This window comes from Streptosporangium saharense (assembly GCF_014203715.1).
In the GTDB taxonomy this organism is placed as follows: domain Bacteria; phylum Actinomycetota; class Actinomycetes; order Streptosporangiales; family Streptosporangiaceae; genus Streptosporangium; species Streptosporangium saharense.
This window is the reverse complement of the sequence record NZ_JACHJP010000010.1, coordinates 45,626-70,470: the sequence shown is the minus strand read 5'-3', so window position 1 is coordinate 70,470 and position 24,845 is coordinate 45,626. Positions and strand designations below refer to the sequence as shown.

The following is a 24,845-nucleotide window of genomic DNA, read 5'->3' as shown; positions in this document are numbered from 1 at the left end:
GCCCGTGTGATTCCTGACGCGAGGAGTTCGTTCCATGACCGCCGACGCCCTGCAGGGGCCCGCCGAGCCGTACAAGTCCGGCATGCCCAGGGCGGGAGCGCTGCTTCGGAACGCTTCGGACGCCATCCCGCCGTCGGGGCTGGTGCTGCTGGCGATCCTGTCCGTCCAGTTGGGGGCGGGGTTCGCCAAGGACCTGTTCGCCCAACTGCCGCCGAGCGCGGTGGTCTTCCTGCGGATCGCGACGGGCGCGGTGGTCATCGGCCTGGTCGCGCGGCCCAAACTGCGGGGGCTGAGCCGCTCCGACCTCGGGGTCGGGATCGGGTTCGGCGTGACGCTGGGCGTGATGAACCTGTCGTTCTACCAGGCGCTGGCCGAGCTGCCCATGGGCATCGCGGTCGCCATCGAGTTCCTCGGCCCGCTCGGGGTCGCGGTCGCCGCCTCGCGCCGCCGCCTCGACCTGCTGTGGGTCGTCCTGGCGGGCTCCGGCGTGGTGCTGCTCGCGCCGTGGGGAACCTCGGCCTCGCGCATCAGCTGGGTAGGCATCGGATTCGCCCTGATCGCCGCGGTCTGCTGGGCGGGCTACATCCTGCTGGCCGCCGCCGCGGGGCGCCGTTTCCCCGGCGCCACCGGACTGTCCTTCGCGATGATCATCTCGGTCCTGCTGGCCGCCCCGGCGGGGATCGCGGCCGGGGGTGCCGACCTGCTGCGTCCCGAGATCCTGCTGATCGGCCTCGGGGTCGGCCTGCTGTCCTCGGTGATCCCGTACTCGATCGAGATGGAGGCGCTGCGCAGGATGCCCAAGAGAGTCTTCGGCATCCTGATGAGCCTGGAGCCCGCGGTCGCCGCGCTGGTCGGCCTGCTGGTGCTGGGTGAGGTGCTCCAGGTGCGCGAGTGGGCGGCCATCGGCTGCGTGGTCATCGCCAGCGTCGGCGCCACCCGCACCTCGGGAGGAGCACCCGGCTGAGCCGTACCCCTAGCTAGTCGGGTTTGGCCCAGATGCCCCTGACGTGCCGGATGTGCTCGCTCATCAACTGTTCCGAGCCCTGGGTGTCACCGGCGGCGAGCAGGTCGAGGAGCTGCAGGTGCTCGCGGGCCGAGCCGACCAGGGCGCCACGGGCCGACAGGGCGGACAGACCGTAGAGACGGGCGCGTTTGCGCAGGTCACGAACCACGTCAACGAGGTGGGTGTTGCCCGCGAGCGTCAGCAGGTCCACGTGGAAGCGGATGTCGGCGTCCACGTAGGCGAGCAGGTCGCCGCGCTCGGCCGCGTCGACGATCTCCTGCGCCACGGGCCTCAGCGCCTCGAAGCTCTCCGCGCGGTCCACGTCGGCCAGCCGCGCCACCGTGGGCACCTCGATGAGCCTGCGGATCTCGGTGATCTCGTCCAGGTCGCGTTCGGACAGCTCGGTGACCCGGAAGCCCTTGTTGCGCACCGCCTCGACCAAGCCCTCCTTGGCCAGGTCGAGCATCGCCTCGCGCACCGGGGTCGCGGAGACCCCGAACTGGGCGGCGAGCACCGGCGCCGAGTAGATGACGCCCGGCCGCATCTCACCGGTGATCAGAGCGGCCCGCAGCGCGTGGGCGACCTGCTCGCGCAGGCTCTGCCGCTCGCCCACGGCCGGCAGGTCGAGCCGGTCCTGCGCCGAAGGAGCCATTCCCATGCCTCTCGTCTCGCCCTCGTCCACCTTTGCAGACGGCGGACGCCCGCCAGGGGCCTCCCCGCTCCTTGCTCACGTTCTCGAACGCCCGGGCCCCGCGCCGTGAGGCACCGGCGACCGGTTTCCCGGGTTCCCGGCCGGATGACCGGTGGTGATCATATCGCTCCGCAGCGGGATGAACCGACCCCCGCACGCGGGCCCTCGGCGACCGCGGTACGCGCTCCGCCGTATCCGGCGGACGGCTCGCGGGAATCGGCCGCGACCACGGTAGCTCGTCGCGGGTCAGCCTACTCTCGAAGCGGGGAATCCCGGGGGTGTACGGCGGTCACAGCAGGAAGCCCTCGGGGAAGGGGTCTCGGGGGTCGAGGAAGTACTGCGCGGTCCCGGTGATCCACGCCCTGCCGGTGATGGCCGGGACCACCGCGGGCAGTCCCGCGACGCTCGCCTCCCCGGTGATCCTGCCGGCAAAACGAGTGCCGATGAACGACTCGTTCACGAAGTCGGCGCCGGGGGCGAGCTCACCCCTGGCGTGCAGCTGGGCCATCCTGGCGCTGGTGCCGGTGCCGCACGGCGAGCGGTCGAACCAGCCGGGGTGGATGGCCATCGCGTGCCGCGAGTGGCGGGCATCCGAGCCGGGGGCGAGGAACTGCACGTGGTGGCAGCCCCTGATCGCGGGATCGAGGGGGTGCACCGGCTCGTCCCGCTCGTTGATCGCCTCCATGATCGCCAGGCCCGCGTCGAGGATGTGCCGCCCGTGCGCGCGGTCGAACGGCAGGCCGACGGACTCGACCGGCAGGATCGCGTAGTGGTTGCCGCCGTAGGCCAGGTCGTAGACGACCTCGCCGAACCCCGCCACCCGGACCGTACGGTCCAGACCGACGACGAAGGAGGGCACGTTGGTGATGGTCACCGAGGTCGCGGCGCCGTCCTCGACCCGGACCTCGGCGACGACCAGCCCGGCGGGGGTGTCCAGGCGCACGACCGTCACCGGCTCGGTGACCTCGACCATCCCGGTCTCGACCAGGACGGTCGCCACGCCGATGGTGCCGTGCCCGCACATGGGCAGGCAGCCGGAGACCTCGATGTAGAGGACCCCGAAATCGGCGTCGGGGCGGGTCGGCGGCTGCAGGATCGCCCCGCTCATCGCCGAGTGGCCGCGCGGCTCGTACATGAGCAGGGTCCTGACGTGGTCCATCTCGGCCATGAAGCGCAGGCGGCGCTCGGCCATGGTCGCGCCGGGGACGACACCGACTCCCCCGGTGATCACGCGGGTCGGCATACCCTCGGTGTGGGAGTCGACCGCGTGGAAGACCCGTTTCGTCCTCATAAGTCCTCTTTTATAGCGATAAGTGCCCGCAGTGTCGCCTCGCGCACGGCCGTCTCCTGCTCCGGTGACAGCGGCAGCCTGGGGGGACGGCACGGCCCGCCCCGGTGTCCCGCCAGGTCCATGGCCAGCTTGACGGCCTGGACGAACACGGTTTCCGAGTCCCAGCGCAGCAGCGGGTGCAGCGCGCGGTACAGCGGCAGCGCCACGGCGAGGTCGCCCGCGACGGCGGCACGGTACAGGGCGGCGCAGGGTCCCGGCAGCGCGTTGGGGAACCCGGCGACCCAGCCCGTCACACCCGCGACGGCCAGTTCGAGCAGCACGTCGTCGGCGCCCGCGAGCAGGTCGAGGCCGGGGGCCAGCTCGACGATCCGGTAGGCCCTGCGGACGTCGCCGCTGAACTCCTTGACCGCGACGACCAGGCCCTCGCCGTACAGCCTGGCCAGTAGATCGGGGGTGAGATCGACCCTGGTGTCGTGGGGGTTGTTGTAGGCCACGACCGGCAGGCCCGCCCTGGCCACCTCGCGGTAGTGCTCGACCACGGAGCGCTCGTCGGCCCGGTAGGCGGTCGGTGGCAGCAGCATCACCGCACCGCACCCGGCCTCGCGGGCCTGTTCGGCCCAGCGGCGCGCCTCAGGGGCGCCGTAGGCGGCGACCCCCGGCATGACGCGCTCCCCGCCCACGGCCGCCACCGCCGTCTCGACCACCCGGGCCCGTTCCTGCGGCGTCAGTGTCTGGTACTCGCCCAGGGAGCCGTTCGGCACGACGCCGTCGCAGCCCTCGTCGATCAGCTTTCCGCAGTGGGCCGCGTAGCCGTCCAGGTCGATGGACAGCTCGTCCGTCAGGGGCAGCGCGGTGGCGACCATCACGCCGTGCCAGGGCTTCGTCATCGGGGTCCTCCTGGAGGCTCGGGGGCTTGCGGGGAGGCGTTCGCCAGGTCGCCGAGCCGTACGGGCTGGGCGATCGGGCGCCGGGGCGGCTCGGGGTCGTCACCCACGAGGGCGGCGACGACGTGACCGCACATCCGGCCCTGGCACCAGCCCATACCGGGCCTGGCCAGGAGTTTCACGGCGCGGGCGTCGCGGGCGCCCAGGGAGACCGCCTCCCGCACGGCCGACAGGGGCACCTCCTCGCACCGGCAGACCAACGTGTCGTCACGCAGCCAGTCCTGCCAGCCTTGCCGTACCGGATAGGCACGGGCCAGCGCGGCGGCGAAGGCGGACAGGCGGGCCGCGCGCCGGGAGAGGGCGGGCAGCGGCGGGACGTGACGGCCCAGGTCGGCGGCGGCGGCCCGGCCCGCGAGGCGTCCCTCCGCCTCGGCGAGCGGCGCTCCGCCGACCCCGGTCGTCTCCCCGGCCGCGTAGACGCCGGGCACGCTGGCGCGCATGCCCGCGTCCACCGCGACGACGGGAGCACCGTCTGTCCCCTGACGGGTCAGGCAGCCGAGCTGGACGGGCAGCTCGATCTGGGGGACGAAGCCGTACCCGTAGGCGAGGGTGTCGCACTCGACGGTCCTGGTGGCCAGGGGGCGCCAGCCGGCGTCCAGCCTGGCCACCGTGACGTGGGTCAGCGCGTCGTGGCCGTGTGCCTCGATGACCGCGTGACGGCCCAGGTAGGGGATGCGGTGCCTGGCGAGGCCCAGGCCGTACCCGAGGGCCTCGGCGGCCCTGCCCGCGGTGAGCAGTGGGTGTCTCGCCAGGCCGAGACGGCCGTTCGCCTCGTAGACGCCGCGCACGTCCGCACCGGCGCGGGCCAGGCCCGTGGCCACCGGCAGCAGGAACGGCCCGGTCCCGGCGACCACGATCCGCCTGCCCGCGACGACGAGGTCGCCCTTGAGCAGGGCCTGCGCCCCACCGGCGGTGAGCACGCCCGGCAGGTCCCAGCCGGGGAAGGGCAGCGGCCTGTCGTGGGCGCCGGTGGCGAACAGCAGCGCCCTGGCGGTGACCGTGCGGGGCCGCTCCTCGCGGTCGCCTTCGAGGCAGCGTACGGCGAACCCGTCGCCGGTGTGCTCGACCGCCCAGACACGGTGCCCGAGCAGTACGGCGGCGCGGGCGGTGAGCGTCTCCCACTGCCTGGCGAACCTGGCGGAGCCCGGGGTCGCCCGGTTGGGAGCGCCGAAGCCGCGGAAGTACTGGCCGCCCGGACTCGTGGCCCCGTCGATCAGCACGACGTCCAGCCCGGCCAGGCAGGCGCTGAGGGCCCCGGCGACCCCGGCGGGACCCGCTCCGACGACGGCGAGGTCGTAGGTGCCGGTCACCGCTCGTTCTCCGTGGTGATCCGGTCGCCGGGGCGCGCCTCGGTGAGGCAGGCCCGCAGGGACGGGACACCGTTGACCGTGACCAGGCAGTCGAAGCAGACGCCGATGCCGCAGAACAGCCCACGTGGCCGTCCCTCACGGCGGGTACGGCGCCAGGAGCGGATGCCCGCGCCGTGCAGGGCGGCGCCGACGCTCTGCCCCGGGACGACGGGGACGGCCACGCCGTCCACGGTGATCTCGAACTCGCGATCCACGGGTCTCATCGGCGGGCCTCCTGGAATCGGCCTGGCAGGAAGGGGCGCAGGTCCAGGTCGGGGACGGCGCCGGTCAGGGTCTGGGCGATCAGGTGGCCGGTGGCGGGGGCCAGGCCGATGCCCGCGCCCTCGTGCCCGCAGGCGTGGTGCAGGCCGGGGACGGCGGGGTCCTGCCCGATCACGGGCAGGTGGTCGGGGCAGTAGGGCCGGAAACCGCAGTAGGCCCGGATCGCCCTGAGCCCGGCGAGGACGGGGAACAGCTCGACGGCCTGGCGGGCCAGGCGTTCCAGCACCGGGACCGAGGTCGTGCGGTCGAAGCCAACGCGCTCCCGGCTGGCGCCGACGAGCACGGGTCCCGAGGGGGTCGCCTCGACGACGGCGGAGGTCTCCAGGTCCTCGGAGTCGCTGGCCACGTCGGTGACGTAGGCGGCGGTGTAGACCTTGTGCCTGATCAGCGGCTCCCTGATCGGCTCGGTGACCAGCACGAACCCCCTCCTCGGCAGGATCGGCAGGGGGGTGCCCGCCATGGCGGCGATCTCACCGCCCCAGGTGCCCGCCGCGTTGACGACGGCCCCGGCGAGGATGTCGCCGTGGTCGGTCGCGACGCCGGTGACCCGCTCCCCCGCGCGCAGCAGGCCGGTGACGGTGACGCCGGTGCGCAGCATCAGGGTGCCTCTGCCGAAGCGCTCCGCGCCGCGCCGGATCAGCCTGGCCGCCGCGAGCGCGGGCTGGACCTGGGCGTCCTGCGGGTAGAGCACACCTCCGGCCAGGCCGGGGGCCAGGTGGGGTTCGTGGTCGGTGAGCGCGTCGGCGGGGACGACGACGTGCTCGGCCCCCTGCTCCGCCTGCGCCCCGGCCAGGGCGGTGAGGGCGGCGAGCTCGTGAGGGGTTCTGGCGACCACCAGTCCGCCCTTCGGCTCGTACTCGAACCCGCCGTCGCCGACGCCGTCCTCGGCCAGGCCGAGCCAGAGGTCGCGGGAGAGCAGGGCCAGGGCCAGTTCGGGGCCCGGCGCCTTGTCGGAGACCAGGACGTTGCCCTCCCCCGCCCCCGTGGTGCCCGCCGCGACCGAGCCCCGGTCGACGACGAGGGTGTCCAGCCCCGCGCGTGCCGCGTAGTAGGCGCAGGCGGCCCCCACGGCCCCCGCGCCGATCACCACGACGTCCGGCATGATCCACCTCGTTCCGGATCGACCTATCAGTACCATGTCACATGCTTTTGAGGGGATCAATCGGTCGGCCGAGCGTGTGGGGCAGCGGCGGGACCACCACCCACGCCACCTAGCATGTGAGCCGTGAACCAGCTCCTCGACCAGGCGCGCCCGCGTGCCCTGAGCCTCCTGCCCGGGGTGTGGTCGCCCACGCCCGTGACCATGCGCCGGTGGGCGCTGGCGACCGTCGCCGTCAACGTGGGCATCGTGGTGACCGGCGCCGTCGTGCGGGTCACCGGCTCCGGCCTCGGCTGTCCCACCTGGCCCCGGTGCACCGCCGACAGCTTCGTCCCGGTCGCGCACGCCGACATCTCCCCGCTCAACATGGCCGTCGAGTTCGGCAACCGGCTGCTGAGCTTCGTGGTCCTGATCGTCGGCCTGGCCTGCCTGATATCCGCCATGCGGCTGCGTCCCCGGCGCCGTGACCTGGTGACGCTGGCCTGGATCCAGCCGGTCGGGGTGGCCGCGCAGGCGCTGTGGGGCGGCCTGGTCGTGCGCACGATGCTCAACCCGGTGACCGTGAGCGTGCACTTCCTGCTGTCCATCGGCATGCTCGCCGCCGCCGTCGTCTTCCTCGCCCGCTCCCAGGAGGGGAACGCGGCACCCGAGCCGCTGGTCCACCCGGCCATCCGCACGCTCGGCCTCGCGCTCGTGCCCTCGGTCGCCCTCCTGCTCGTCGCGGGCGTGGTGGTGACCGGCACCGGGCCGCACTCGGGGGACGAGGCCGCCTCCCGCTTCGCCTTCGACATCGAGACCGTGGCCAGGATCCACGCCGACGTGGTCTACGTGGTGGTCGGGCTCACCTTCGCCCTGCTGTTCGCGCTCCACGTCACCAAGGCGCCGGTGGCCGCCAGGCGCGCGGCGCTGACGCTGCTGGGTGTGGAGCTGGCCCAGGGGATCATCGGATACGTCCAGTACTTCCTGGCGCTGCCCGCCTTCCTGGTCGGCCTGCACGTGTTCGGCTCGACGCTGGTGTGGATCTGCACGCTGCGGGTGGTGTTCACGCTGCGCTCACGGGGAGCCTTCGGCACCGAGGCGCTCGCTTCCCCCTGATCTCCCCAAAGATCACGAAATATCGGTAAAACTCGGTGAGAATTGTCGTATGACCGGCATCTTCTCGCTGTCGCGTCCCACCGCGCGGCGTCTCTACCAGGGCGGCGTCCTGCTGAGCGTGCTGGCGCTCGCCCCGCTGACCTGGGCCTGGCTGTCCAGCTCGGGGCACACGGCGGTCGCCGACTCCTCTCCCTCCTGGACCTCCGAGGTCCCCGCGGCCCCCACGGCGCTGGTCCTCGGGGCCGCCGCCCCCGGGGGTCAGCCCTCGCCGATGCTGGCCAGGCGGCTGGACATCTCCGCCGAGCTGTACCGCTCGGGCAGGGTCCGGGCCCTGCTGCTGTCCGGCGACAACGGCAGGAAGGACTACGACGAGCCGACCGCCATGCGCGACTACCTGCTCGCCCGTGGCGTTCCCGCGCGTGCCCTGGTGCTCGACTACGCGGGCTTCGACACCTGGGACTCGTGCGTGCGGGCCCGCCAGGTGTTCGGGGCGAGCAGGGTGACCGTGGTGACCCAGCTCTTCCACCTGCCCAGGGCCGTGACGCTGTGCCGAGCGGCGGGCCTGGAGACGTTCGGCGTCGGCGACGACTCGGCCACCCGATGGGCCTCGACCACCTACGCCGGTGCCGTCCGCGAGTTCGGCGCCACCGCCAAGGCCTTCCTGGACGCGGTGGTCCTACGCTCCTCCCCCGTCTTCCCCGGCCCGCGCGAGACCACCCTGGACACCGCGCTCGACACGGCGGATCAGTCGGGACGCGGGTAGGGAGCCTGCGCCGGTCCCCAGGGCTGCGCCTGCGTGCCGTACGGCCCGGCGCCGTCGGGAGGCCGGGGCGGCGGGAAGGCGGCGCGGGCGTCGGCCATGCACTGCAGCAGGGCCTGCTGCTCCTCGTTGAACGTGCGCTCGTCGATCACGTGACGCCTGGCCCGCTCGTGCAGCAGACCGATCTCGGTCGCGGCGAGCTGGTAGTCGTTCATCGCCCGCAGCCCGGGCCTGCCGCCGTTCTCCCTGGCCCACTGCCTGGCGTTGCGGCGCCCGGGGAGCGAGGAGAGCATGGCCACGTCGTACGGCCCGACCAGGCCGGTGGCCCCGTAGGCGGGCAGGTAGGTCATGATCAGGCCGACGATGCGCTTGCGGTCCCTGAAGACGATCCAGATCAGCACGACCAGCACGACCATCAGCAGCAGGTAGGCGGCGGCCAGGCCCCCGATGCCCACGTAGGAGGCCAGGCCGTTCCAGATGCCGTGCAGCAGCATGGCGCCGACCCAGCCCGCCGCGACCACCCAGATGCGTCCCGGCCCCCTGCGCTGGGCGGCGTAGGCGACCGCGACGCCGATCATCGAGGTGAACAGCGGGTGCGCGAACGGCGACAGGATGCCCCGCAGCACGACCGTCACGGCAAGTCCCCTGGCCCCCATCTCGTGCAGGGCGGCCACGTAGTAGCTGACGTTCTCGCTCATCGCGAAGCCGAGGCCGACCATGCTGGCGTAGATGACGCCGTCGGTCGGCCCGTCGAGCTCGGCCCTCCTGAACCTGAGCAGGCCCAGCAGGACCAGGCCCTTCATCGTCTCCTCGACCACCGGGGCGCCGAAGGTGGCGGCGATGTTGCGGGCGGTGTCGTAGCCGAGGCGGACGGTGCTCTCGATGTAGATGAGGCCGAGGGAGTTGACCACCCCGGCCACCAGGACCGCGACCCCCGCACCCCAGGCGAAGGCGAAGATCAGGTTGCTGCGGGGTTCGGGCTCCATGCGGTCGAGCGCGAGGACTGCGGCCAGCAGCACGGGAACCGGCGCCAGCGCGAGCGCCAGGGCGATGAAGAAGTAGACCGGATCTCCGTTGATCAGGTCGAAGGAGAAGGAGGCCAGCGCGCACAGACCGGCCACGACGAGCCCCGAGATCAGCGCGACGGACGGGCGGTCCCTCAAGACCCAGCGGGGATCACGGCTCGCCATGCGGCAACCGTAACCGATCAGCCACGACGTGTCCCCTCTCCTCCGGCGGCGGTCCGTAACCGGCCACGAGGAGGTATTGCCGGACAGGGCGGCACGAAACGGTGATACCCCTCAGGCTCAGACGAGCAGGGAGTCGACGGCGACCGCGAGGAAGAGCAGCGCCAGGTAGGCGTTCGACCAGTGGAAGAAGCGCATCGGCCGCAGGTCCACCCCGGTCTTGCCCGCGTTGACCCGGCCGAGAAGGCGGTAGACCTCCCACAGGCAGGCCACGCCGAGGACGGCCGCCACGACGGGGTACAGGAGCGTCGTGCCCGCGACCGGCCACAGCAGTAGCGAGCACAGCACCGTGGCCCAGGTGTAGGCCAGGCTCTCCAGCACCACGCGGCGCTCGGTGGCCACGACGGGGAGCATGGGGACCTTCGCCGCGGCGTAGTCGTCCTTGTAGCGCATGGCCAGGGTCCAGGTGTGCGGCGGCGTCCAGAAGAACACCACGCCGAAGAGCACGACCGGGGCCCAGGAGAGGCTGCCCGTGATGCCCGCCCAGCCGATCAGCACCGGCATGCAGCCCGCGATGCCGCCCCACACCACGTTCTGCGGGGTCCTGCGCTTGAGGATCATCGAGTAGACGAGCACGTAGAAGAGGTTGGCCCCCAGCGAGAGCAGCGCGGCCAGCCAGTTCACCGTCAGCCCCAGGCCGAGGGTCGACAGCACGCCGAGGGCGATGCCGAAAATCAGCGCGTTGGTGGGCGGCACCTGGTCACGGGCCAGCGGGCGGCGCCGGGTACGGCGCATCGCGGCGTCGATGTCACGGTCGATGTAGCAGTTCAGCGCGTTGGCGCTGCCCGCGGACAGGGTGCCGAAGACCAGCGTGCAGACGGCGATCCACAGCGGTGGCAGTCCCTTGGCGGCCAGGAACATCACCGGCAGCGTCGTGATCAGCAGCAGCTCGATGATCCGCGGCTTGGTGAGGGCGACATAGGCCTTCACGGCGTCGCCGAACGAGCGCGGCACGACGGACGCCGCCGCCCCCGTCGTGGGCGGGGCCGTCGATTGCTTGTCGGTCAGCACCATTTACGGCGCTTCCAGCACGTGCGGGGTCAACGCGTAACCTCTGATTAGAGCGAATCCGTGGATGCGGGCACCAGCCAGCCTGAGTCCCCAACTGTAGTTGTTGGGGTGGCCGGTTCCGGCATGGGGTGGGGAAGCGGCGTGATGTGACGCCTTCAGGGGGTTGTGTCCAGGTCTGTTCTGGCTCCTGCGGACTCGCCCCGGCTCGGCCTTACGCAACGGTAGTGATGCCGAACCGTTAGGGTCCGGTGTGGGCGGGAAAAGCCAAACCGGCGCCACCATCACACGACTAGATCCGGAGATCGAGCAGTTGAGCAGCGAACTCGTGCCAGCCCTTGAATGGAGCGACCTTGACCGCCGCGCGGTCGACGTCGTACGGGCCCTGGCGATGGACGCGGTAGAGAAGGCGGGGTCCGGTCACCCGGGCACCGCGATGAGCCTGGCGCCCGCCGCCTATCTGCTTTTCCAGCGGGTGATGCGCCATGACCCCTCCGACCCCACCTGGGTGGGCCGGGACCGCTTCGTGCTCTCGGCGGGGCACTCAAGCCTGACCCTTTACATCCAGCTCTTCCTGTCCGGCTACGGGCTGTCCCTCGACGACCTGAAGGGGCTGCGCCAGTGGGGCAGCCTCACCCCGGGTCACCCCGAGCACGGCCACACCGTCGGCGTCGAGACGACCACGGGCCCGCTGGGCCAGGGCATCGGCAACGCCGTCGGCATGGCCATGGCGGCCCGCCGTGAGCGCGGCCTGTTCGACCCGGCCGCCGCCGAGGGCACCAGCCCCTTCGACCACACCATCTGGTGCATCGCCTCCGAGGGCGACATCGAGGAGGGCATCAGCCACGAGGTCAGCGCCCTGGCCGGTCACCAGAAGCTCGGCAACCTGGTCGTCGTCTTCGACAGCAACCACATCTCCATCGAGGACGACACCCAGATCGCGCTGAGCGAGGACATCGTCAAGCGCTACGAGGCGTACGGCTGGCACGTCCAGACCGTCGACTGGACCGAGGGCGACACCTACTCGGAGAACGTCGAGGCGCTCCACGAGGCCCTTGAGGCCGCCCGCGCCGAGACCGGCAAGCCCTCCTTCATCAGGCTTCGCACGATCATCGGCTGGCCCGCGCCCAACAAGCAGAACACCGGCAAGGTCCACGGCTCCGCGCTCGGCGCCGACGAGGTCGCCGCGACCAAGAAGGTCCTCGGCCTCAACCCGGCCAAAAGCTTCGACGTCCCCGATGAGGTGCTTGAGCACGCCCGCGAGGTCGTCGCCCGGGGCCGCGCCGCCCACGCCGAGTGGGACACGGCCTACGCCGCCTGGCGCGAGGCCAACCCGGAGCGGGCCGCGGAGTTCGACCGCATCTCCGCCAGGCTGCTGCCGCCCGGCTGGACCGAGGCGCTGCCGGCCTTCGAGCCCGGCGCCTCCGTGGCGACCCGCAAGGCCTCCGGCGAGGTGCTCAGCAGCCTGGCGCCGGTGCTGCCCGAGCTGTGGGGCGGCTCCGCCGACCTGGCCGAGTCGAACAACACCACGATGAAGGGCGAGCCGTCCTTCATCCCCGACGAGTACCAGACCAAGGAGTTCCCCGGGAACCGCTACGGCAGGACGCTGCACTTCGGCATCCGCGAGCACGGCATGGGGGCCATCCTCAACGGCATCGCGCTGCACGGCGGCACCCGGCCCTACGGTGGCACGTTCCTGGTCTTCAGCGACTACATGCGCCCCGCCGTACGGCTGGCGGCGCTGATGCAGCTGCCGGTCATCTACGTCTGGACGCACGACTCCATCGGCCTGGGCGAGGACGGCCCGACCCACCAGCCGATCGAGCACCTGTGGGCGCTGCGGGCCATCCCCGGTCTCGACGTGGTGCGTCCCGCCGACGCCAACGAGACCGTCACCGCCTGGCGGACCGTGATCGAGCACACCGACCGTCCGGCCGCGCTGGCGCTGACCCGGCAGAACCTGCCGGTCTACGAGGGCACCGGTGACGCGTCGAAGGTCGCCAAGGGCGCCTACGTGCTCCAGGAGGCCTCCAACGGGCAGCCGGACGTCATCCTGATCGGCACCGGCTCCGAGGTCGAGCTGGCCGTGGGGGCCCGTGAGCTCCTTGAGGCCCAGGGCATCTCGACCCGGGTCGTCTCGATGCCGTGCGTCGAGTGGTTCCACGCCCAGGACGCCGCCTACCGGCAGACGGTGCTGCCGTCCGCGGTCCACGCGCGGGTGGCCGTCGAGGCGGGAATCGGGCTGGGCTGGCGGGAGTTCGTGGGAGATGAGGGGGAAGTGGTCAGCCTGGAGCACTTCGGTGCCTCGGCTCCCTACAGGACCCTCTACGAGCAGTTCGGCCTCACCGCCGAGCGCGTGGCCGCCGCAGCCAAGGCGAGCCTCGCCAGGACCGGGGCCGACAAGGGCGAGACGACGGGAAACTGATCATGAGTGAGATTCTCAAGAGCCTGACCGACCAGGGCGTCTCCATCTGGCTTGACGACATCAGCCGGGAGCGCCTGCGCACCGGCAACCTGGAGGCGCTGATCCGCGACAAGCACGTGGTGGGCGTCACCTCCAACCCGACGATCTTCGCCTCGGCGCTGAGCAAGGGCGACGCCTACGACACCCAGATCCACGACCTCGCGGTCCGGGGGGTGGATGTCGAGGAGGCGGTGCGCGCCATCACCACCTACGACATCCGCTGGGCCGCCGACGTGCTCAGGCCGGTCTACGACGCCACCGGCGGCGTGGACGGCAGGGTCTCAATCGAGGTCGATCCCCGCCTGGCCAAGGACACGGACAAGACCGTCGCCGAGGCGCGGGCGCTGTGGTGGATGGTCGACCGTCCCAACCTGTTCATCAAGATCCCCGCCACGGTCGAGGGACTGGCCGCGATCACGCAGGCGATCTCCGAGGGCATCAGCGTGAACGTCACGCTGATCTTCTCCCTGGAGCGCTACCGCGCGGTCCTGGACGCCTGGCTGACCGGCCTTGAGCGGGCCAGGGCCAACGGCCTGAACCTCGCGGGCATCGAGTCGGTGGCCTCCTTCTTCGTCAGCCGGGTCGACACCGAGATCGACAAGCGCCTGGACAAGATCGGCACCCCCGAGGCCAAGGCCCTCAAGGGCAAGGCCGCGGTCGCCAACGCCCGCCTGGCCTACGCCGCCTACGAGGACGTGGTCAACTCCCCGCGCTGGCAGGCGCTGAGCGCCGCTGGTGCCCGCCCGCAGCGCCCGCTGTGGGCCTCGACCGGCACCAAGGACCCCAGCTACCCCGACACCCTCTACGTCGACGAGCTGGTCACCCGCGACACGGTCAACACGATGCCGGAGAAGACCCTCGGCGCCGTCGCCGACCACGGGCGCATCAGCGGCGACACCGTCCGCTCCCGCTACGAGGAGGCCTGGAACACCATGGCCGCCCTCAAGGAGGCCGGTATCGACTACGACGACGTGGTGCGGGTGCTGGAGGAGGAGGGCGTCGAGAAGTTCGAGGCCTCCTGGAACGAACTGCTGGCCACCGTCTCCGCCGAGCTCCGGAAGGCGTGAACCACATGTCGGTTTCCGTGACGTTCGGTGAGGACAGGCTGGCCGAGCAGGCCGCTGAGGCGGCCGCGCGGCTCGTCTCCGAGGGCGTTCCCGAGGCCCTCTCGAACGGGGACCCCACCCTGTGGGGTCCGGACGCCGAGCCGGAGGCCGCGATCCGTCTCGGCTGGCTCGACCTCCCGCAGAGCAGCAGGCGGTTGCTGCCGCAGATCGGCGAGCTGGTCGAGCGGGCCCGCGAGCGGGGCCTCGACCACGTGGTCCTGGCCGGTATGGGCGGCTCCTCGCTGGCCCCCGAGGTCATCACCACCACCGCCGACGTGCCGCTGACCGTGCTTGACACGACCGACCCAGGTCAGGTGCTGCGCGCGCTGCGCGACCGGCTCGACCGCACCGTCCTGGTGGTCGCCAGCAAGAGCGGCGGCACGGTCGAGACCGACAGTCACCGGCGCGTCTACGAGCGGGCCTTCCGCGAGGCGGGCATCGACCCGGCCGAGCGGATCGTCGTGGTCACCGACCCCGGCTCCCCGCTTGAGCGGACCGCCGTCGAGGCCGGTTACCCGGTCGTGCTGGCCGACCCGAACGTCGGTGGCCGCTACAGCGCCCTGACGGCCTTCGGGCTGGTGCCCAGCGCGCTGGCGGGCGCGGACGTGGAGAGGCTGCTCGACGAGGCCGCCGAGGTGCGGCCGCTGCTCGCGCGGGCGGAGGGCAACCCTGGTCTCGACCTGGGCGCCGCCCTCGGCGCCGCCGCGCTCGCCGGGCGCGACAAGCTCGTGATCGAGGACGGCCTGTCCGAGATCAACGGCCTGCCCGACTGGATCGAGCAGCTGATCGCCGAGTCGACCGGCAAGTCCGGCAGGGGCATCCTGCCGGTCGTCGGCGCCGAGCCGGGCGACGCCCCCGACGAGCTGCTCGCCGGGATCGACTCCGACGGCGTGCTCACCGTCAGCGGGCCGCTCGGCGGCCAGTTCCTGGTGTGGGAGTACGCCACGGCCATCGCGGGCCGCCTGCTGGGCATCGACCCCTTCAACCAGCCGAACGTGGCCGAGTCGAAGGAGAACACCGGCAGGCTGCTCGACCGGGAGGAGCTGCCTACCGGCACGCCGATCCTGGTCGACGGCCCGGTCGAGGTGTACGGCGAGCTGCCCGGCGGCGAGGTCCCCAAGGACCTGCCCGAGGTGCTCACCCGCCTGCTTGAGGCCATCCCCGAGGACGGCTATCTCGCGATCATGGCCTACCTCGACAGGGAGGCGGCCTTCGACGCCCCGCACGCCGAGGACGCCTCCTTCGAGGAGATGACCGACGCCTGGAGCGCCGCCGACCCCGCGACGCTGCGCGGGCGTCTCGCGGTGCGCACCGAGCGGCCCGTCACCTTCGGGTGGGGTCCCCGCTTCCTGCACTCGACCGGCCAGTACCACAAGGGCGGTCCGCAGAACGGGGTGTTCCTGCAGATCACCGGGGCCGTCGACGAGGACGTCGAGGTGCCCGGCAAGCCGTACACGCTGGGCAGGCTGCAGCTCGCGCAGGCCCTGGGCGACCAGGACGCGCTGGCCGGGCGGGGACGGCCCGCCGTACGACTGCATCTGACCGACCGCACCGCCGGTGTCGCACGCCTCCTTGAGGCTGCGCGGGAGGCCTGAATGAGTGACAAGCAGTCCGGAACCCGCCCGGCAGAGGCGGAGCCGGAGGACGTGCGCGGCGAGAACGCGCACGCCGACCCGGTGGAGAGCGAGCGGGCGGCGGCCGAGACCTCGGCGGCGGCGATCGTCGGCACCACCGAGGCCCTGATCGAGTCCAACCCGCTGCGTGACCCTCGTGACAAGCGGCTGCCCCGGGTCGCGGGCCCGTGCGTGCTGGTCCTGTTCGGTGTGACGGGTGACCTGGCGCGCAAGAAGCTGCTGCCCGCGATCTACGACCTGGCGAACCGGGGGCTGCTGCCCCCCGGTTTCTCCCTTGTCGGTTTCGCCCGCCGCGACTGGCAGGACCAGGACTTCGCGCAGCTCACCCATGACGCCGTCAAGGAGCACGCGCGCACGCCCTTCCGCGAGGAGGTCTGGAAGCAACTGTCCGAGGGCATCTTCTTCTGCCCCGGGGAGTTCACCGACGACGGCGCGTTCGACACGCTGGCCATGATGCTCAAGGAGATCGACCAGACTCGGGGAACGGGCGGGAACTACGGGTTCTACCTGTCGGTGCCGCCGAAGTTCTTCCCGGTCGTGGTCCAGCAGCTCAAGCGCACCGGGCTGGCCAACGCCCCCGAGGGCTCCTGGCGCCGGGTGGTGATCGAGAAGCCCTTCGGGCACGACCTGAAGAGCGCCCAGGAGCTCAACGCGATCACCAGCGCGGTCTTCCCGGAGAGCTCGGTGTTCCGCATCGACCACTACCTGGGCAAGGAGACCGTCCAGAACATCCTGGCGCTGCGCTTCGCCAACAACCTGTTCGAGCCGATCTGGAACCGGGGCTACGTCGACCACGTCCAGATCACGATGGCCGAGGACATCGGCATCGGCGGCAGGGCCGGATACTACGACGGCATCGGCGCGGCCCGTGACGTGATCCAGAACCACCTGCTGCAGTTGCTCGCCCTGGTGGCGATGGAGGACCCGACGTCGTTCGGGGCCGACTCGCTGCGCAGGGAGAAGGAGAAGGTCCTCAAGGCGGTGCAGTTGCCGCCCGACCTGGCGGTGTCCACCGCGAGGGGCCGCTACGGTCCCGGCTGGCAGGGCGGGGAGCCGGTGGCGGGCTACACCCAGGAGGACGGCATCCCGCCCGACTCCATCACCGAGACCTACGCCGCGGTCAAGCTGGAGATCGCCAACCGCCGCTGGGCCGGGGTGCCGTTCTACCTGCGCACCGGCAAGCGGCTCAGCCGCAGGGTGACCGAGGTCGCGGTGATCTTCCAGCGCGCGCCGCACCTGCCCTTCAGCAAGGACGACACCGAGATCCTGGGGCAGAACGCCCTGGTCATCCGGGTCCAGCCGGACGAGGGCATCACGGTGCGTTTCGGCTCGAAGGTGCCGGGGACCGCCATGGAGGTCAGGGACGTCTCGATGGACTTCGCCTACGGCGAGTCGTTCATGGAGTCCTCCCCCGAGGCCTACGAGCGGCTGCTGCTGGACGTGCTGATCGGCGATCCGCCGCTCTTCCCGCACCAGCGCGAGGTCGAGCTGTCGTGGTCGATCCTCGACCCGATCGAGGACTTCTGGACCACCCAGGGCCCGCCGGAGGAGTATCCCTCCGGCACCTGGGGTCCCACCTCGGCCGACGAGATGATGGCCCGCGACGGACGCGAGTGGAGGAGGCTGTAGATGACGAGCTTCATGCTCACCGGCACGACCGCGTCGAAGATCTCCTCCCAGCTCACCCAGCTACGGCACCAGATGGGCACCCCCGCGGTCGGCATGGTGCTGACGCTGGTGGTGGTCTGCGACGAGGGCAACCAGTACGACGCGGTCAGGGCGGCGACCGAGGCGGCCAGGGAGCACCCCTCCCGGATACTGGTCGTCATCCCCCGCGATCCGAACGAGCCCAACCGGCTCGACGCCGAGATCCGGTTCGGCGAGTCGACGCCGGGCGAGGTCATCCTGCTGCGGCTGTACGGCGAGCTCACCAAGCACGCCGACTCGGTGGTCGGCCCGCTGCTGCTCACCGACACCCCGGTGGTCGTCTGGTGGCCCGGTTCCTGTCCCCCGGTCCCGGCGAAGGACCCGATCGGCCTGCTCGCCCAGCGCCGCATCGTCGACGCCAGGTCGGCGGCCGACTCGGTCGAGGCGATCACGAGCCGGTCGAAGGGGTATGTGCCCGGCGACACCGACCTGGCCTGGACCCGGCTGACGACGTGGCGGAGCCTGCTGGCCGCCGTGTTCGACCAGCCGGTCGGCAAGGTCAAGAAGGGGGTCGTCGAAGCGGCTCCCGGCCACGCGAGCGCGCTGCTGCTCGCGGCCTGGCTGAGCGAGCGCCTCGGCGTCCCGGTCAAGGTCGTCGACTCCGCGGGGCCCGGCCTGACCGCGGTCAGGCTGACCACCGCCAACGGTGACATCGTCATCACCCGTGGCGACGGGCGGCTGGCCACGCTGTCGCTTCCCGGCAGGCCCGACCGTCAGGTCGCGCTGACCAGGCGGCCGACCGCGGAGCTGCTGGCCGAGGAGATGCGCCGCCTCGACCCAGACGAGATCTACGAGGCCGCGATCCGGCGGATCGCCCGCGGCCGCAAGTCCTGACAGCCGGGTGAGGCGTCCCGCGGTCCGCCGCGGGACGCCTTCGCGGCGGGGCTCCCGTACCGAAGGCCCGGCCGTGGCATCCGCCGAGAGTTCGTGAGAGAGAAGTCCCGTGAGCGTTCCCTCTGTGATCATCCATCGCGACGCCGACATGCTCGCCAAGGCGGTCGCCGCCCGGGTGATCACCGGCCTCGTCGACGTCCAGTCCAGCCGGGGCTCGGCGTCCCTGGTGCTGACCGGCGGCACCGTCGGCATCGCGACCCTTGCCGAGATCGCGGCCAGCCCGGCCCGTGACGCGGTCGACTGGCGGCACCTGGACATCTGGTGGGGTGACGAGCGTTTCCTGCCGTCCGGCGACCCCGAGCGCAACGAGACCGGTGCCCGGGCGGCCCTGCTCGACCACGTCGATCTCGACCCGGCCCGCGTCCACGTGATGCGCGGTCCCGACTCGGGGATGACGGCCGAGGAGTCGGCCGACGCCTACGCCGAGGAGCTGCGCCGGGCCGCGCGTCCCGAGGACCACGCCCCGGCGCCGTCGTTCGACATCCTGCTGCTGGGCATGGGGCCTGACGGCCACGTGGCCTCGCTGTTCCCCGGGATGCCCGCGCTCTACGACACCCGTCCCGTGGTCGCGGTGCACGGCGCGCCGAAGCCGCCGCCCACCCGGATCTCACTGACGCTGCCGGTCATCCAGGCGGCGCGCGAGGTGTGGGTGGTCGCCGCCGGTGAGGAGAAGGCCTCGGCCGTACGGCTCGCGCTGTCCGGCTCCGGGCCCGTGCAGATCCCCGCGGCGGGTGCCCGGGGCAGGCAGCGGACGCTGTTCCTGCTGGACAGGGCCTCCGCCTCCAAGATCCCCGCCTCCCTCGGCCGGATCTCCTCCCCCTGATCCCGGTCAGACGAGGGCGTCGATCTCGGTGAGGAGGCGCCCTCGGCTCTCCCGGTCCAGGCAGGAGGCGTTGACGGCGTTGCGGGCCAGGGCCGCGAGCTCCCGCTCGCCGAACCCGAACACCTCGGCGGCGACGCGGTACTCCCCGCTCAGGGTGGTCGCGAACATGGGCGGGTCGTCGCTGTTCAGCGTGACGAACAGCCCCTCCTCGACCAGCCGGGGCAGGGGGTGGTCCCCGATCGTGGCGACCTGCCCGGTGCACACGTTCGAGGTGGGGCAGACCTCGATGGGGATCTGCCTCTCGCGGAGGTGGGCGAGCAGGCGGGGGTCGTCCAGGCAGGCGATGCCGTGGCCGATCCGCTCGGCGCCGTAGCCGTCGAGGGCCTCCCAGATGGTCTCGGGACCGGTCATCTCCCCGGCGTGCGGGAGGCTGCGCAGCCCGGCGGCCCGCGCGGCCCCGAAGGCGTCCCGGTAGACGTCGCGGTACTTCACCCGCTGCTGTTCGATCCCGCCGATACCAAAACCTACCAAATCCCTGGGAGGTTCCTGTAGGGCGTGGTCCAGGGTCACCCTGGCCGCCTCCTCCCCCCACTCCCCGGCGATGTCGAAGACGTAGGCGACCCGGACGCCGTACTCGGTGCGGGAGCGCTCCGCGGCCAGGTCGAGCGCCTCGGTGACGGCCCGCATGGGCATGCCCGCCAGGTGGTGACCGTACGGCGTGACCGTCAGCTCGACGTAGCGCCCGTTCTGCGCGGCGAGGTCCCGCGCCAGCCCCGTCACCAGGGTCTCCACGTCCTCCGGCTCCCTGACCAGGGAGTTCACCGCGAGGTAGACCTGGGCGAAGTGCGGGAAGTCGCGGAAGGCGTAGAAGGCCCGCAGCTCCTCCTCCGTGGTGGGCACCGGGCCGCCGGGGTGACGGCGGGCGAGTTCGAGGACCGTGGACACGGAGGCGGAGCCGACCAGGTGGACGTGGAGTTCGACCTTGGGCAGCGCGTCGATGAAGGCGGCGACGTCCCTGGAGGCGATGTCGCTGGAGGAGTCGGTCATGCGGCCGACCTTACGCATGCCGTACCGTCATCCGATAATTTCTGACGTTGAAATGTCAGCTTCAGTGTTCGTCGGGCACCGGGGCTGTCTCGGTCAGCGCGCCGACGGCGAGCCTGGCCTCGACCACGCCGGGGTCGTCGGTCGGGGTGACGGCGGCGCCCAGCGAGGTCAGCAGGGCGCGCATGCGCGCGTTGTCCGTGTGCATCGCGGCCCTGACCTCGGCGAGCCCGAGGTCGCGAGCGACGGCGAGGATCGTCCTGGCCAGCGCGGCGCCCAGTCCCATGCCCTGCCAGCGGTCCTCGACCAGCATGGCCAGCCTGGCGGTCCCCGGCTCGGGGGTGAGGGCGAGGGTGGCCACGGCGATGACCTGCCCGTCGTGTCCGGCGACCAGCGACCGGCCCCGGGAGCGGTCGCAGAGCCGGTCGAAGGCGTGGGGCGGCAGCGCGGGCATCGTGGTGAAGTAGCGGAAGCGGCGCGTCTCCGGTGAGCAGCGGTCATGCAGGTCGCGGACCGCCTCGCGGTAGAGCTCGGTGAGCGGGAGGATCCGCGCCTCGGTGCCGTCGGACAGCGTGACGACCCGCTCCGCGCCGGGCCGCCGCCTGAGGGACGGCTGCGCGAGCCGTACGAAGGAGGCGGCCCTGGCGGCCTCCGTCAGCGTGAAGGGCAGCCCGGCCCTGCGCAGCCGGACGGAGCGGCGCGTGGCGACCGGGACGGTCAGCAGCGTCGGGTCCGGCAGGTCGCTCATCTCGGAGCCGTAGACCCAGCGGGCGTCCTCGGCGCGCAGCAGTTCGGCGAGCAGTTCGGGAAGGCGCCAGGGCTCGGCGCGCAGCCTCGCGGCGAGTAGGAGGGCGCGGGTCGGCTCGTCGGTCAGCTCGTGGGCGGTCGCGGGGACGACCTGGACGTGGCGACCGCCCGCCGCCTCCAGCGCCTCGCGCACCGTCTCGGCCCCCGCGGGGATGTCGGCGACGAACTCGTCCACGGTGCCGTCGGTGTTGGACTGGACGCTCAGGCCCAGGATGTTGCCGCCCTTGTCCGCGAGCGCGGCGGCCAGCGAGGCCAGTCGTCCGGGACACTCGTCAACCGTGGTACGAATCCTCAGGAACCCCATCGGAACACTCCCTCCGTCAGGCACAGCCTGCCGTGCCTCTGTTACGGGACCGCTACGCGGGAGTGAGACCGCAGTTACGTCATGAAATATCACCCATGATGCGGTTATACAACGCTTTCCGTTGGAAGGTTCGTGCTAATTGACGGATATAGCAGGATGTATGGCCATGAGCACGCGTGTTCCACTCTCCGAGGACTTCGTCAACGGGGACGTCTCCTTCTGGTACCGCTCCCTCGGCATCCCCGAGGCGGGCTCCCCGCTCGACGGTGACCGCGACGCCGACGTGGTGATCGTCGGCGCGGGCTACACCGGCCTGTGGACGGCCTACTACCTGAAGAAGGCGAGCCCCGGGCTGCGGGTGGTCGTGCTGGAGAAGGAGTTCGCGGGCTACGGCGCGTCGGGACGCAACGGCGGCTGGCTGGTCGGCGAGCTGGCCGGGACCCCGGAGCGCTACGCCAGGACCCACGGCGTCGAGGCGGCCAGGCGGCTGCAGCGCGTGATGTTCGAGGCGGTCGACGAGGTCGTCGCCGTCGCCGGGCGGGAGGGAATCGACGCCGACATCGTCAAGGGCGGCGTGACCACGGTCGCGACCAACGCCGCCCAGGACCGGCGGCTGCGCGAGCTGCTCGCGCACGAACGGCACTGGGGCTGGACGGAGGAGGACGTCAGGCTGCTCGACCCGGCCGAACGGGAAGCCCGCCTGCGGGTCGAGGGAGCTGTCAGCGCGATCTGGAGCCCGCACTGCGCCCGCATCCAACCGGCCAAGCTCGCCCGTGGCCTGGCGCGGGCCGTACGGGACCTGGGGGTCGAGATCTTCGAACGCACCCCGGTCACCGAGATCGCCCCTGGCCGGGCCCGCACGCCGTACGGCACCGTCCACGCGGGCCACGTCATCCGGGCGACCGAGGGGTTCACCGCGGAGCTCCGGCAGTACCACCGGGCGTGGCTGCCGATGAACAGTTCGATGATCGTCACCGAGCCGCTCGGCGAGCTGTGGGACGAGATCGGCTGGGAGGGCTGCGAACTGCTCGGCGACATGGCGCACTACTACATGTACGCCCAGCGCACCGCCGACGGCAGGATCGCCTTCGGCGGGCGCGGCAAGCCCTACCTGTACGGCTCCCGCGTCGACGACAGGGGACGCACCCACGACTGGACGATCGAGGCGCTGTGGGAGCTGCTGACCGGTATGTTCCCCGCCGTCCGGGCCTCCCGGGTGGCCCACGCCTGGTCGGGCGTGCTCGGTGTGCCCCGCGACTGGTGCGCGACCGTGCACGTGGACCACGCGACCGGTGTCGGCTGGGCGGGCGGCTACACCGGGCACGGGGTGACCACGACCAACCTCGCGGGCCGTACACTGCGGGACCTGATCCTGCGCCGGGACACCGAGCTGACCTCGCTGCCCTGGGTCGGCCGCAGGGTGCGAGGCTGGGAGGTCGAACCGCTGCGCTGGATCGGGGTACACGCCATGTACGACCTGTACCGCCGCGCGGACGCCAGGGAACGGGCGGGACTCGGCCGTACCTCCGTCCTGGCACGGTTCGCCGACTCCATCACCGGACGCTGAAGGAGAGCCATGACCCACCCGTCCCACCCCCTCGTCCACGTGCCGGAGCGGCGGCGGTGAGCGACATCCTGTTCCGTGGCGGCCGGGCGTTCCTGGCCGCGGACGCCTTCGCCGAGGCGGTCCTGGTCCGCGACGGCAGGATCGCCGCCGTCGGCCCCGAGCCCGATCTCGTACGGCGAGCGGCCCCCGGCCACGAGACCGTGGACCTCGGCGGCGGCCTGCTGGTCCCCGGCATCACCGACGCGCACATCCACCCGGTGCAGGCGGGCCTCGAACGCGCCAGGTGCGACCTGTCCGAGGTGTACGGCCTGCCGGAGTACCTCGACCGGATCATCTCCTACGCCGAGACGAACACCACCCGCGAGTGGATCGAGGGCGGCGGCTGGGACATGGCGGCCTTCCCCGGCGGCCTGCCGCACCGCTCACAGCTCGACTTCCTCGACCGGCCCGCCTACCTGCTCCAGCGCGACCACCACGCGGCCTGGGTCAACGGCCTCGCCCTGCGGCTTGCGGGCATCACTCGTGAGACGCCCGACCCGCCGGACGGCCGCATCGAGCGCGACCCGGATGGCACACCGAGCGGCGTGCTGCACGAGGGCGCGATGGACCTGGTCGGGGTCCTCACCCCGCGCCCGACGCCGCAGGACCTGACCGACGCGCTCGTCGAGGCCCAGAACCACCTGTTCTCGCTGGGCGTCACCGGCTGGCAGGACGCCATCGTCGGCTCCTACGCGGGCTGGGACGACCAACTGCCCACCTATCTGGCGGCGGCCTCCTCGGGACGGCTGAGGGCCAGGGTCGTCGGCGCGCTGTGGTGGGACCGTACCCGCGGCGCCGAGCAGATCCCCGAGCTGATCGAGCGCCGCGCCGCCGCGGAGGGCCTGGAGCGGTTCCAAGCGACCTCGGTGAAGATCATGCAGGACGGCATCACCGAGAACTTCACCGCCGCGGTGATCGAGCCCTACTGCCGCTGCGGCGGCACCGGCCTGTCGTACGTGGACCCGGTGTCGTTGAAGGAGTACGTGACCGAGCTGGACCGGCACGGTTTCCAGGTGCACTTCCACGCGATCGGTGAACGCGCGGTCCGCGAGGCCCTCGACAGCCTGGAGGGGACGGACCGCGCCAACCGGCACCACATCGCGCACCTGCAGATCATCGAGCCCCCCGACGTGCCGCGCTTCGCCGCCCTCGGGGTGACGGCCAACATCCAGCCGCTGTGGGCGACCCACCACGCGCAGATGGACGAGCTGACGATCCCCTTCCTCGGCGACGAGCGGGCCTCCTGGCAGTACCCCTTCGCCGACCTGCTGCGCACGGGCGCCCGGTTCTGCGCGGGCAGCGACTGGCCGGTCTCGACCGCCGACCCGTTCCAGGGCATGCACGTCGGGGTCAACCGCACCGAGCCGGGGGGTTCGGTCCACGCGGACTACCCGACCGCGCAGACGCCGTTCCTGCCGGGTCAGTGCCTCGACCTGGCGACCGTGCTGACCGCGTACACCGCGGGTTCGGCCTGGGTCAACGGCGACGACGAGGCGGGGGTCATCGCCCCGGGCAACCGCGCCGACCTGGTCGTCCTCGACCGCGACCCGTTCACCGAACCCCCCGGCGACATCTGGCGGACCGGGGTGGTCACGACCTTCGTCGGCGGCGAGGAGGTCTACCACCGCTGACTCCGTTCATGGGTTCCACGGTTCCGTGTTGAGAACGTCACGACGGATGAGGACGG

General features: G+C 71.9%; 21 protein-coding genes. 11 read left to right on the top strand and 10 right to left on the bottom strand.

Annotated features, from left to right (window positions below; all coding sequences use genetic code 11):
• Positions 1–34 precede the first annotated feature (34 nt).
• Positions 35–964: an EamA family transporter gene (locus FHS44_RS32560; RefSeq protein ID WP_184721793.1), complete on the top strand. Its 930-nt coding sequence runs from the start codon at positions 35–37 to the stop codon at positions 962–964.
• Between the two features lie 13 nt (positions 965–977).
• On the opposite strand, the gene FHS44_RS32555 is transcribed toward FHS44_RS32560, so the two are convergent.
• The 6 genes from FHS44_RS32555 to FHS44_RS32530 all read right to left on the bottom strand — a co-directional run bounded on the left by FHS44_RS32555 (position 978) and on the right by FHS44_RS32530 (position 6,662).
• Positions 978–1,661 carry a GntR family transcriptional regulator gene (locus FHS44_RS32555; RefSeq protein ID WP_246436463.1) on the bottom strand — a complete coding sequence of 228 codons (684 nt, stop codon included), beginning with the start codon at positions 1,659–1,661 and terminating at the stop codon, positions 978–980.
• Positions 1,662–1,983: 322 nt separating this feature from the next.
• Complete coding sequence (locus FHS44_RS32550) at positions 1,984–2,985, bottom strand: proline racemase family protein (protein WP_184721791.1); 1,002 nt, start codon at positions 2,983–2,985, stop codon at positions 1,984–1,986.
• Entirely contained in the window at positions 2,982–3,872 is an 891-nt protein-coding gene (locus tag FHS44_RS32545) for a dihydrodipicolinate synthase family protein (protein WP_184721789.1), read from the bottom strand. The genes FHS44_RS32550 and FHS44_RS32545 overlap by 4 nt, the downstream gene beginning before the upstream one ends.
• Positions 3,869–5,239 carry an FAD-dependent oxidoreductase gene (locus FHS44_RS32540; protein WP_184721787.1) on the bottom strand — a complete coding sequence of 457 codons (1,371 nt, stop codon included), beginning with the start codon at positions 5,237–5,239 and terminating at the stop codon, positions 3,869–3,871. Before FHS44_RS32540 ends, FHS44_RS32545 begins: the two co-directional genes overlap by 4 nt.
• Entirely contained in the window at positions 5,236–5,502 is a 267-nt protein-coding gene (locus tag FHS44_RS32535; protein WP_184721785.1) for a (2Fe-2S)-binding protein, read from the bottom strand. Before FHS44_RS32535 ends, FHS44_RS32540 begins: the two co-directional genes overlap by 4 nt.
• The gene (locus FHS44_RS32530) at positions 5,499–6,662 is read right to left on the bottom strand and encodes an NAD(P)/FAD-dependent oxidoreductase (protein ID WP_184721783.1); all 1,164 of its coding nucleotides are present in this window, start codon (positions 6,660–6,662) and stop codon (positions 5,499–5,501) included. The genes FHS44_RS32535 and FHS44_RS32530 overlap by 4 nt, the downstream gene beginning before the upstream one ends.
• Positions 6,663–6,785: 123 nt before the next feature.
• Between FHS44_RS32530 and FHS44_RS32525 the strand changes: the two genes are divergently transcribed.
• Positions 6,786–7,754, top strand: a complete 969-nt coding sequence (locus FHS44_RS32525; RefSeq protein WP_184721781.1) for a COX15/CtaA family protein — start codon at positions 6,786–6,788, stop codon at positions 7,752–7,754.
• Between the two features lie 49 nt (positions 7,755–7,803).
• A complete protein-coding gene (locus tag FHS44_RS32520; RefSeq protein ID WP_184721779.1) occupies positions 7,804–8,517 on the top strand; it encodes a SanA/YdcF family protein in 714 nt (237 codons plus the stop codon).
• On the opposite strand, the gene FHS44_RS32515 is transcribed toward FHS44_RS32520, so the two are convergent.
• Positions 8,499–9,704 carry a PrsW family intramembrane metalloprotease gene (locus FHS44_RS32515; RefSeq protein WP_184721777.1) on the bottom strand — a complete coding sequence of 402 codons (1,206 nt, stop codon included), beginning with the start codon at positions 9,702–9,704 and terminating at the stop codon, positions 8,499–8,501. The two genes, FHS44_RS32520 and FHS44_RS32515, sit on opposite strands and share 19 nt — an antisense overlap.
• A 117-nt stretch (positions 9,705–9,821) precedes the next feature.
• Positions 9,822–10,775: a heme o synthase gene (locus tag FHS44_RS32510; RefSeq protein ID WP_184721775.1), complete on the bottom strand. Its 954-nt coding sequence runs from the start codon at positions 10,773–10,775 to the stop codon at positions 9,822–9,824.
• 322 nt (positions 10,776–11,097) lie between these two features.
• Here FHS44_RS32510 and tkt point away from each other — a divergent pair, with 322 nt between their 5' ends.
• From tkt to pgl, 6 genes are all read left to right on the top strand, one after another.
• Positions 11,098–13,194, top strand: a complete 2,097-nt coding sequence (tkt, locus tag FHS44_RS32505) for a transketolase (RefSeq protein WP_312863899.1) — start codon at positions 11,098–11,100, stop codon at positions 13,192–13,194.
• Positions 13,195–13,196: 2 nt separating this feature from the next.
• Positions 13,197–14,300 (top strand): transaldolase, encoded by a 1,104-nt coding sequence (gene tal / locus FHS44_RS32500; RefSeq protein ID WP_184721773.1) that lies wholly within the window; start codon positions 13,197–13,199, stop codon positions 14,298–14,300.
• A 5-nt stretch (positions 14,301–14,305) separates the two neighbouring features.
• Positions 14,306–15,934 (top strand): phosphoglucose isomerase-related protein, encoded by a 1,629-nt coding sequence (locus FHS44_RS32495; protein WP_184721771.1) that lies wholly within the window; start codon positions 14,306–14,308, stop codon positions 15,932–15,934.
• Positions 15,935–17,602 (top strand): glucose-6-phosphate dehydrogenase, encoded by a 1,668-nt coding sequence (gene zwf, locus FHS44_RS32490; protein ID WP_246436458.1) that lies wholly within the window; start codon positions 15,935–15,937, stop codon positions 17,600–17,602. It begins immediately after the preceding gene.
• Positions 17,603–18,514, top strand: a complete 912-nt coding sequence (locus FHS44_RS32485; protein WP_184721769.1) for a glucose-6-phosphate dehydrogenase assembly protein OpcA — start codon at positions 17,603–17,605, stop codon at positions 18,512–18,514. It abuts the gene before it with no gap.
• 109 nt (positions 18,515–18,623) lie between these two features.
• Entirely contained in the window at positions 18,624–19,397 is a 774-nt protein-coding gene (gene pgl, locus FHS44_RS32480) for a 6-phosphogluconolactonase (RefSeq protein WP_184721767.1), read from the top strand.
• A 6-nt stretch (positions 19,398–19,403) separates the two neighbouring features.
• Here pgl and add read toward each other — a convergent pair whose 3' ends face one another.
• On the bottom strand, positions 19,404–20,444 hold the full coding sequence (gene add / locus FHS44_RS32475) for an adenosine deaminase (RefSeq protein WP_184721766.1): 1,041 nt from the start codon (positions 20,442–20,444) through the stop codon (positions 19,404–19,406).
• 61 nt (positions 20,445–20,505) lie between these two features.
• Positions 20,506–21,552 carry a GNAT family N-acetyltransferase gene (locus tag FHS44_RS32470; RefSeq protein ID WP_184721764.1) on the bottom strand — a complete coding sequence of 349 codons (1,047 nt, stop codon included), beginning with the start codon at positions 21,550–21,552 and terminating at the stop codon, positions 20,506–20,508.
• A 166-nt stretch (positions 21,553–21,718) separates the two neighbouring features.
• Between FHS44_RS32470 and FHS44_RS32465 the strand changes: the two genes are divergently transcribed.
• Positions 21,719–23,119, top strand: a complete 1,401-nt coding sequence (locus tag FHS44_RS32465) for an NAD(P)/FAD-dependent oxidoreductase (protein ID WP_184721762.1) — start codon at positions 21,719–21,721, stop codon at positions 23,117–23,119.
• Positions 23,120–23,175: 56 nt separating this feature from the next.
• Positions 23,176–24,789, top strand: a complete 1,614-nt coding sequence (locus FHS44_RS32460) for an amidohydrolase (protein WP_184721760.1) — start codon at positions 23,176–23,178, stop codon at positions 24,787–24,789.
• The last annotated feature ends 56 nt before the right edge of the window (positions 24,790–24,845 follow it).

Excerpts from the sequence above, each read along its gene's own strand:
- FHS44_RS32515 (WP_184721777.1), bottom strand. The coding sequence starts at position 9,704 with ATGGCGAGCCGTGATCCCCGCTGGGTCTTGAGGGACCGCCCGTCCGTC.
- FHS44_RS32470 (WP_184721764.1), bottom strand. The coding sequence starts at position 21,552 with ATGGGGTTCCTGAGGATTCGTACCACGGTTGACGAGTGTCCCGGACGA.
- FHS44_RS32510 (WP_184721775.1), bottom strand. The coding sequence starts at position 10,775 with ATGGTGCTGACCGACAAGCAATCGACGGCCCCGCCCACGACGGGGGCG.
- FHS44_RS32465 (WP_184721762.1), top strand. The coding sequence starts at position 21,719 with ATGAGCACGCGTGTTCCACTCTCCGAGGACTTCGTCAACGGGGACGTC.
- FHS44_RS32550 (WP_184721791.1), bottom strand. The coding sequence starts at position 2,985 with ATGAGGACGAAACGGGTCTTCCACGCGGTCGACTCCCACACCGAGGGT.
- FHS44_RS32545 (WP_184721789.1), bottom strand. The coding sequence starts at position 3,872 with ATGACGAAGCCCTGGCACGGCGTGATGGTCGCCACCGCGCTGCCCCTG.
- FHS44_RS32560 (WP_184721793.1), top strand. The coding sequence starts at position 35 with ATGACCGCCGACGCCCTGCAGGGGCCCGCCGAGCCGTACAAGTCCGGC.
- zwf (WP_246436458.1), top strand. The coding sequence starts at position 15,935 with ATGAGTGACAAGCAGTCCGGAACCCGCCCGGCAGAGGCGGAGCCGGAG.
- FHS44_RS32530 (WP_184721783.1), bottom strand. The coding sequence starts at position 6,662 with ATGCCGGACGTCGTGGTGATCGGCGCGGGGGCCGTGGGGGCCGCCTGC.
- FHS44_RS32555 (WP_246436463.1), bottom strand. The coding sequence starts at position 1,661 with ATGGGAATGGCTCCTTCGGCGCAGGACCGGCTCGACCTGCCGGCCGTG.
- add (WP_184721766.1), bottom strand. The coding sequence starts at position 20,444 with ATGACCGACTCCTCCAGCGACATCGCCTCCAGGGACGTCGCCGCCTTC.
- FHS44_RS32495 (WP_184721771.1), top strand. The coding sequence starts at position 14,306 with ATGTCGGTTTCCGTGACGTTCGGTGAGGACAGGCTGGCCGAGCAGGCC.
- FHS44_RS32535 (WP_184721785.1), bottom strand. The coding sequence starts at position 5,502 with ATGAGACCCGTGGATCGCGAGTTCGAGATCACCGTGGACGGCGTGGCC.
- FHS44_RS32485 (WP_184721769.1), top strand. The coding sequence starts at position 17,603 with ATGACGAGCTTCATGCTCACCGGCACGACCGCGTCGAAGATCTCCTCC.
- tal (WP_184721773.1), top strand. The coding sequence starts at position 13,197 with ATGAGTGAGATTCTCAAGAGCCTGACCGACCAGGGCGTCTCCATCTGG.
- FHS44_RS32520 (WP_184721779.1), top strand. The coding sequence starts at position 7,804 with ATGACCGGCATCTTCTCGCTGTCGCGTCCCACCGCGCGGCGTCTCTAC.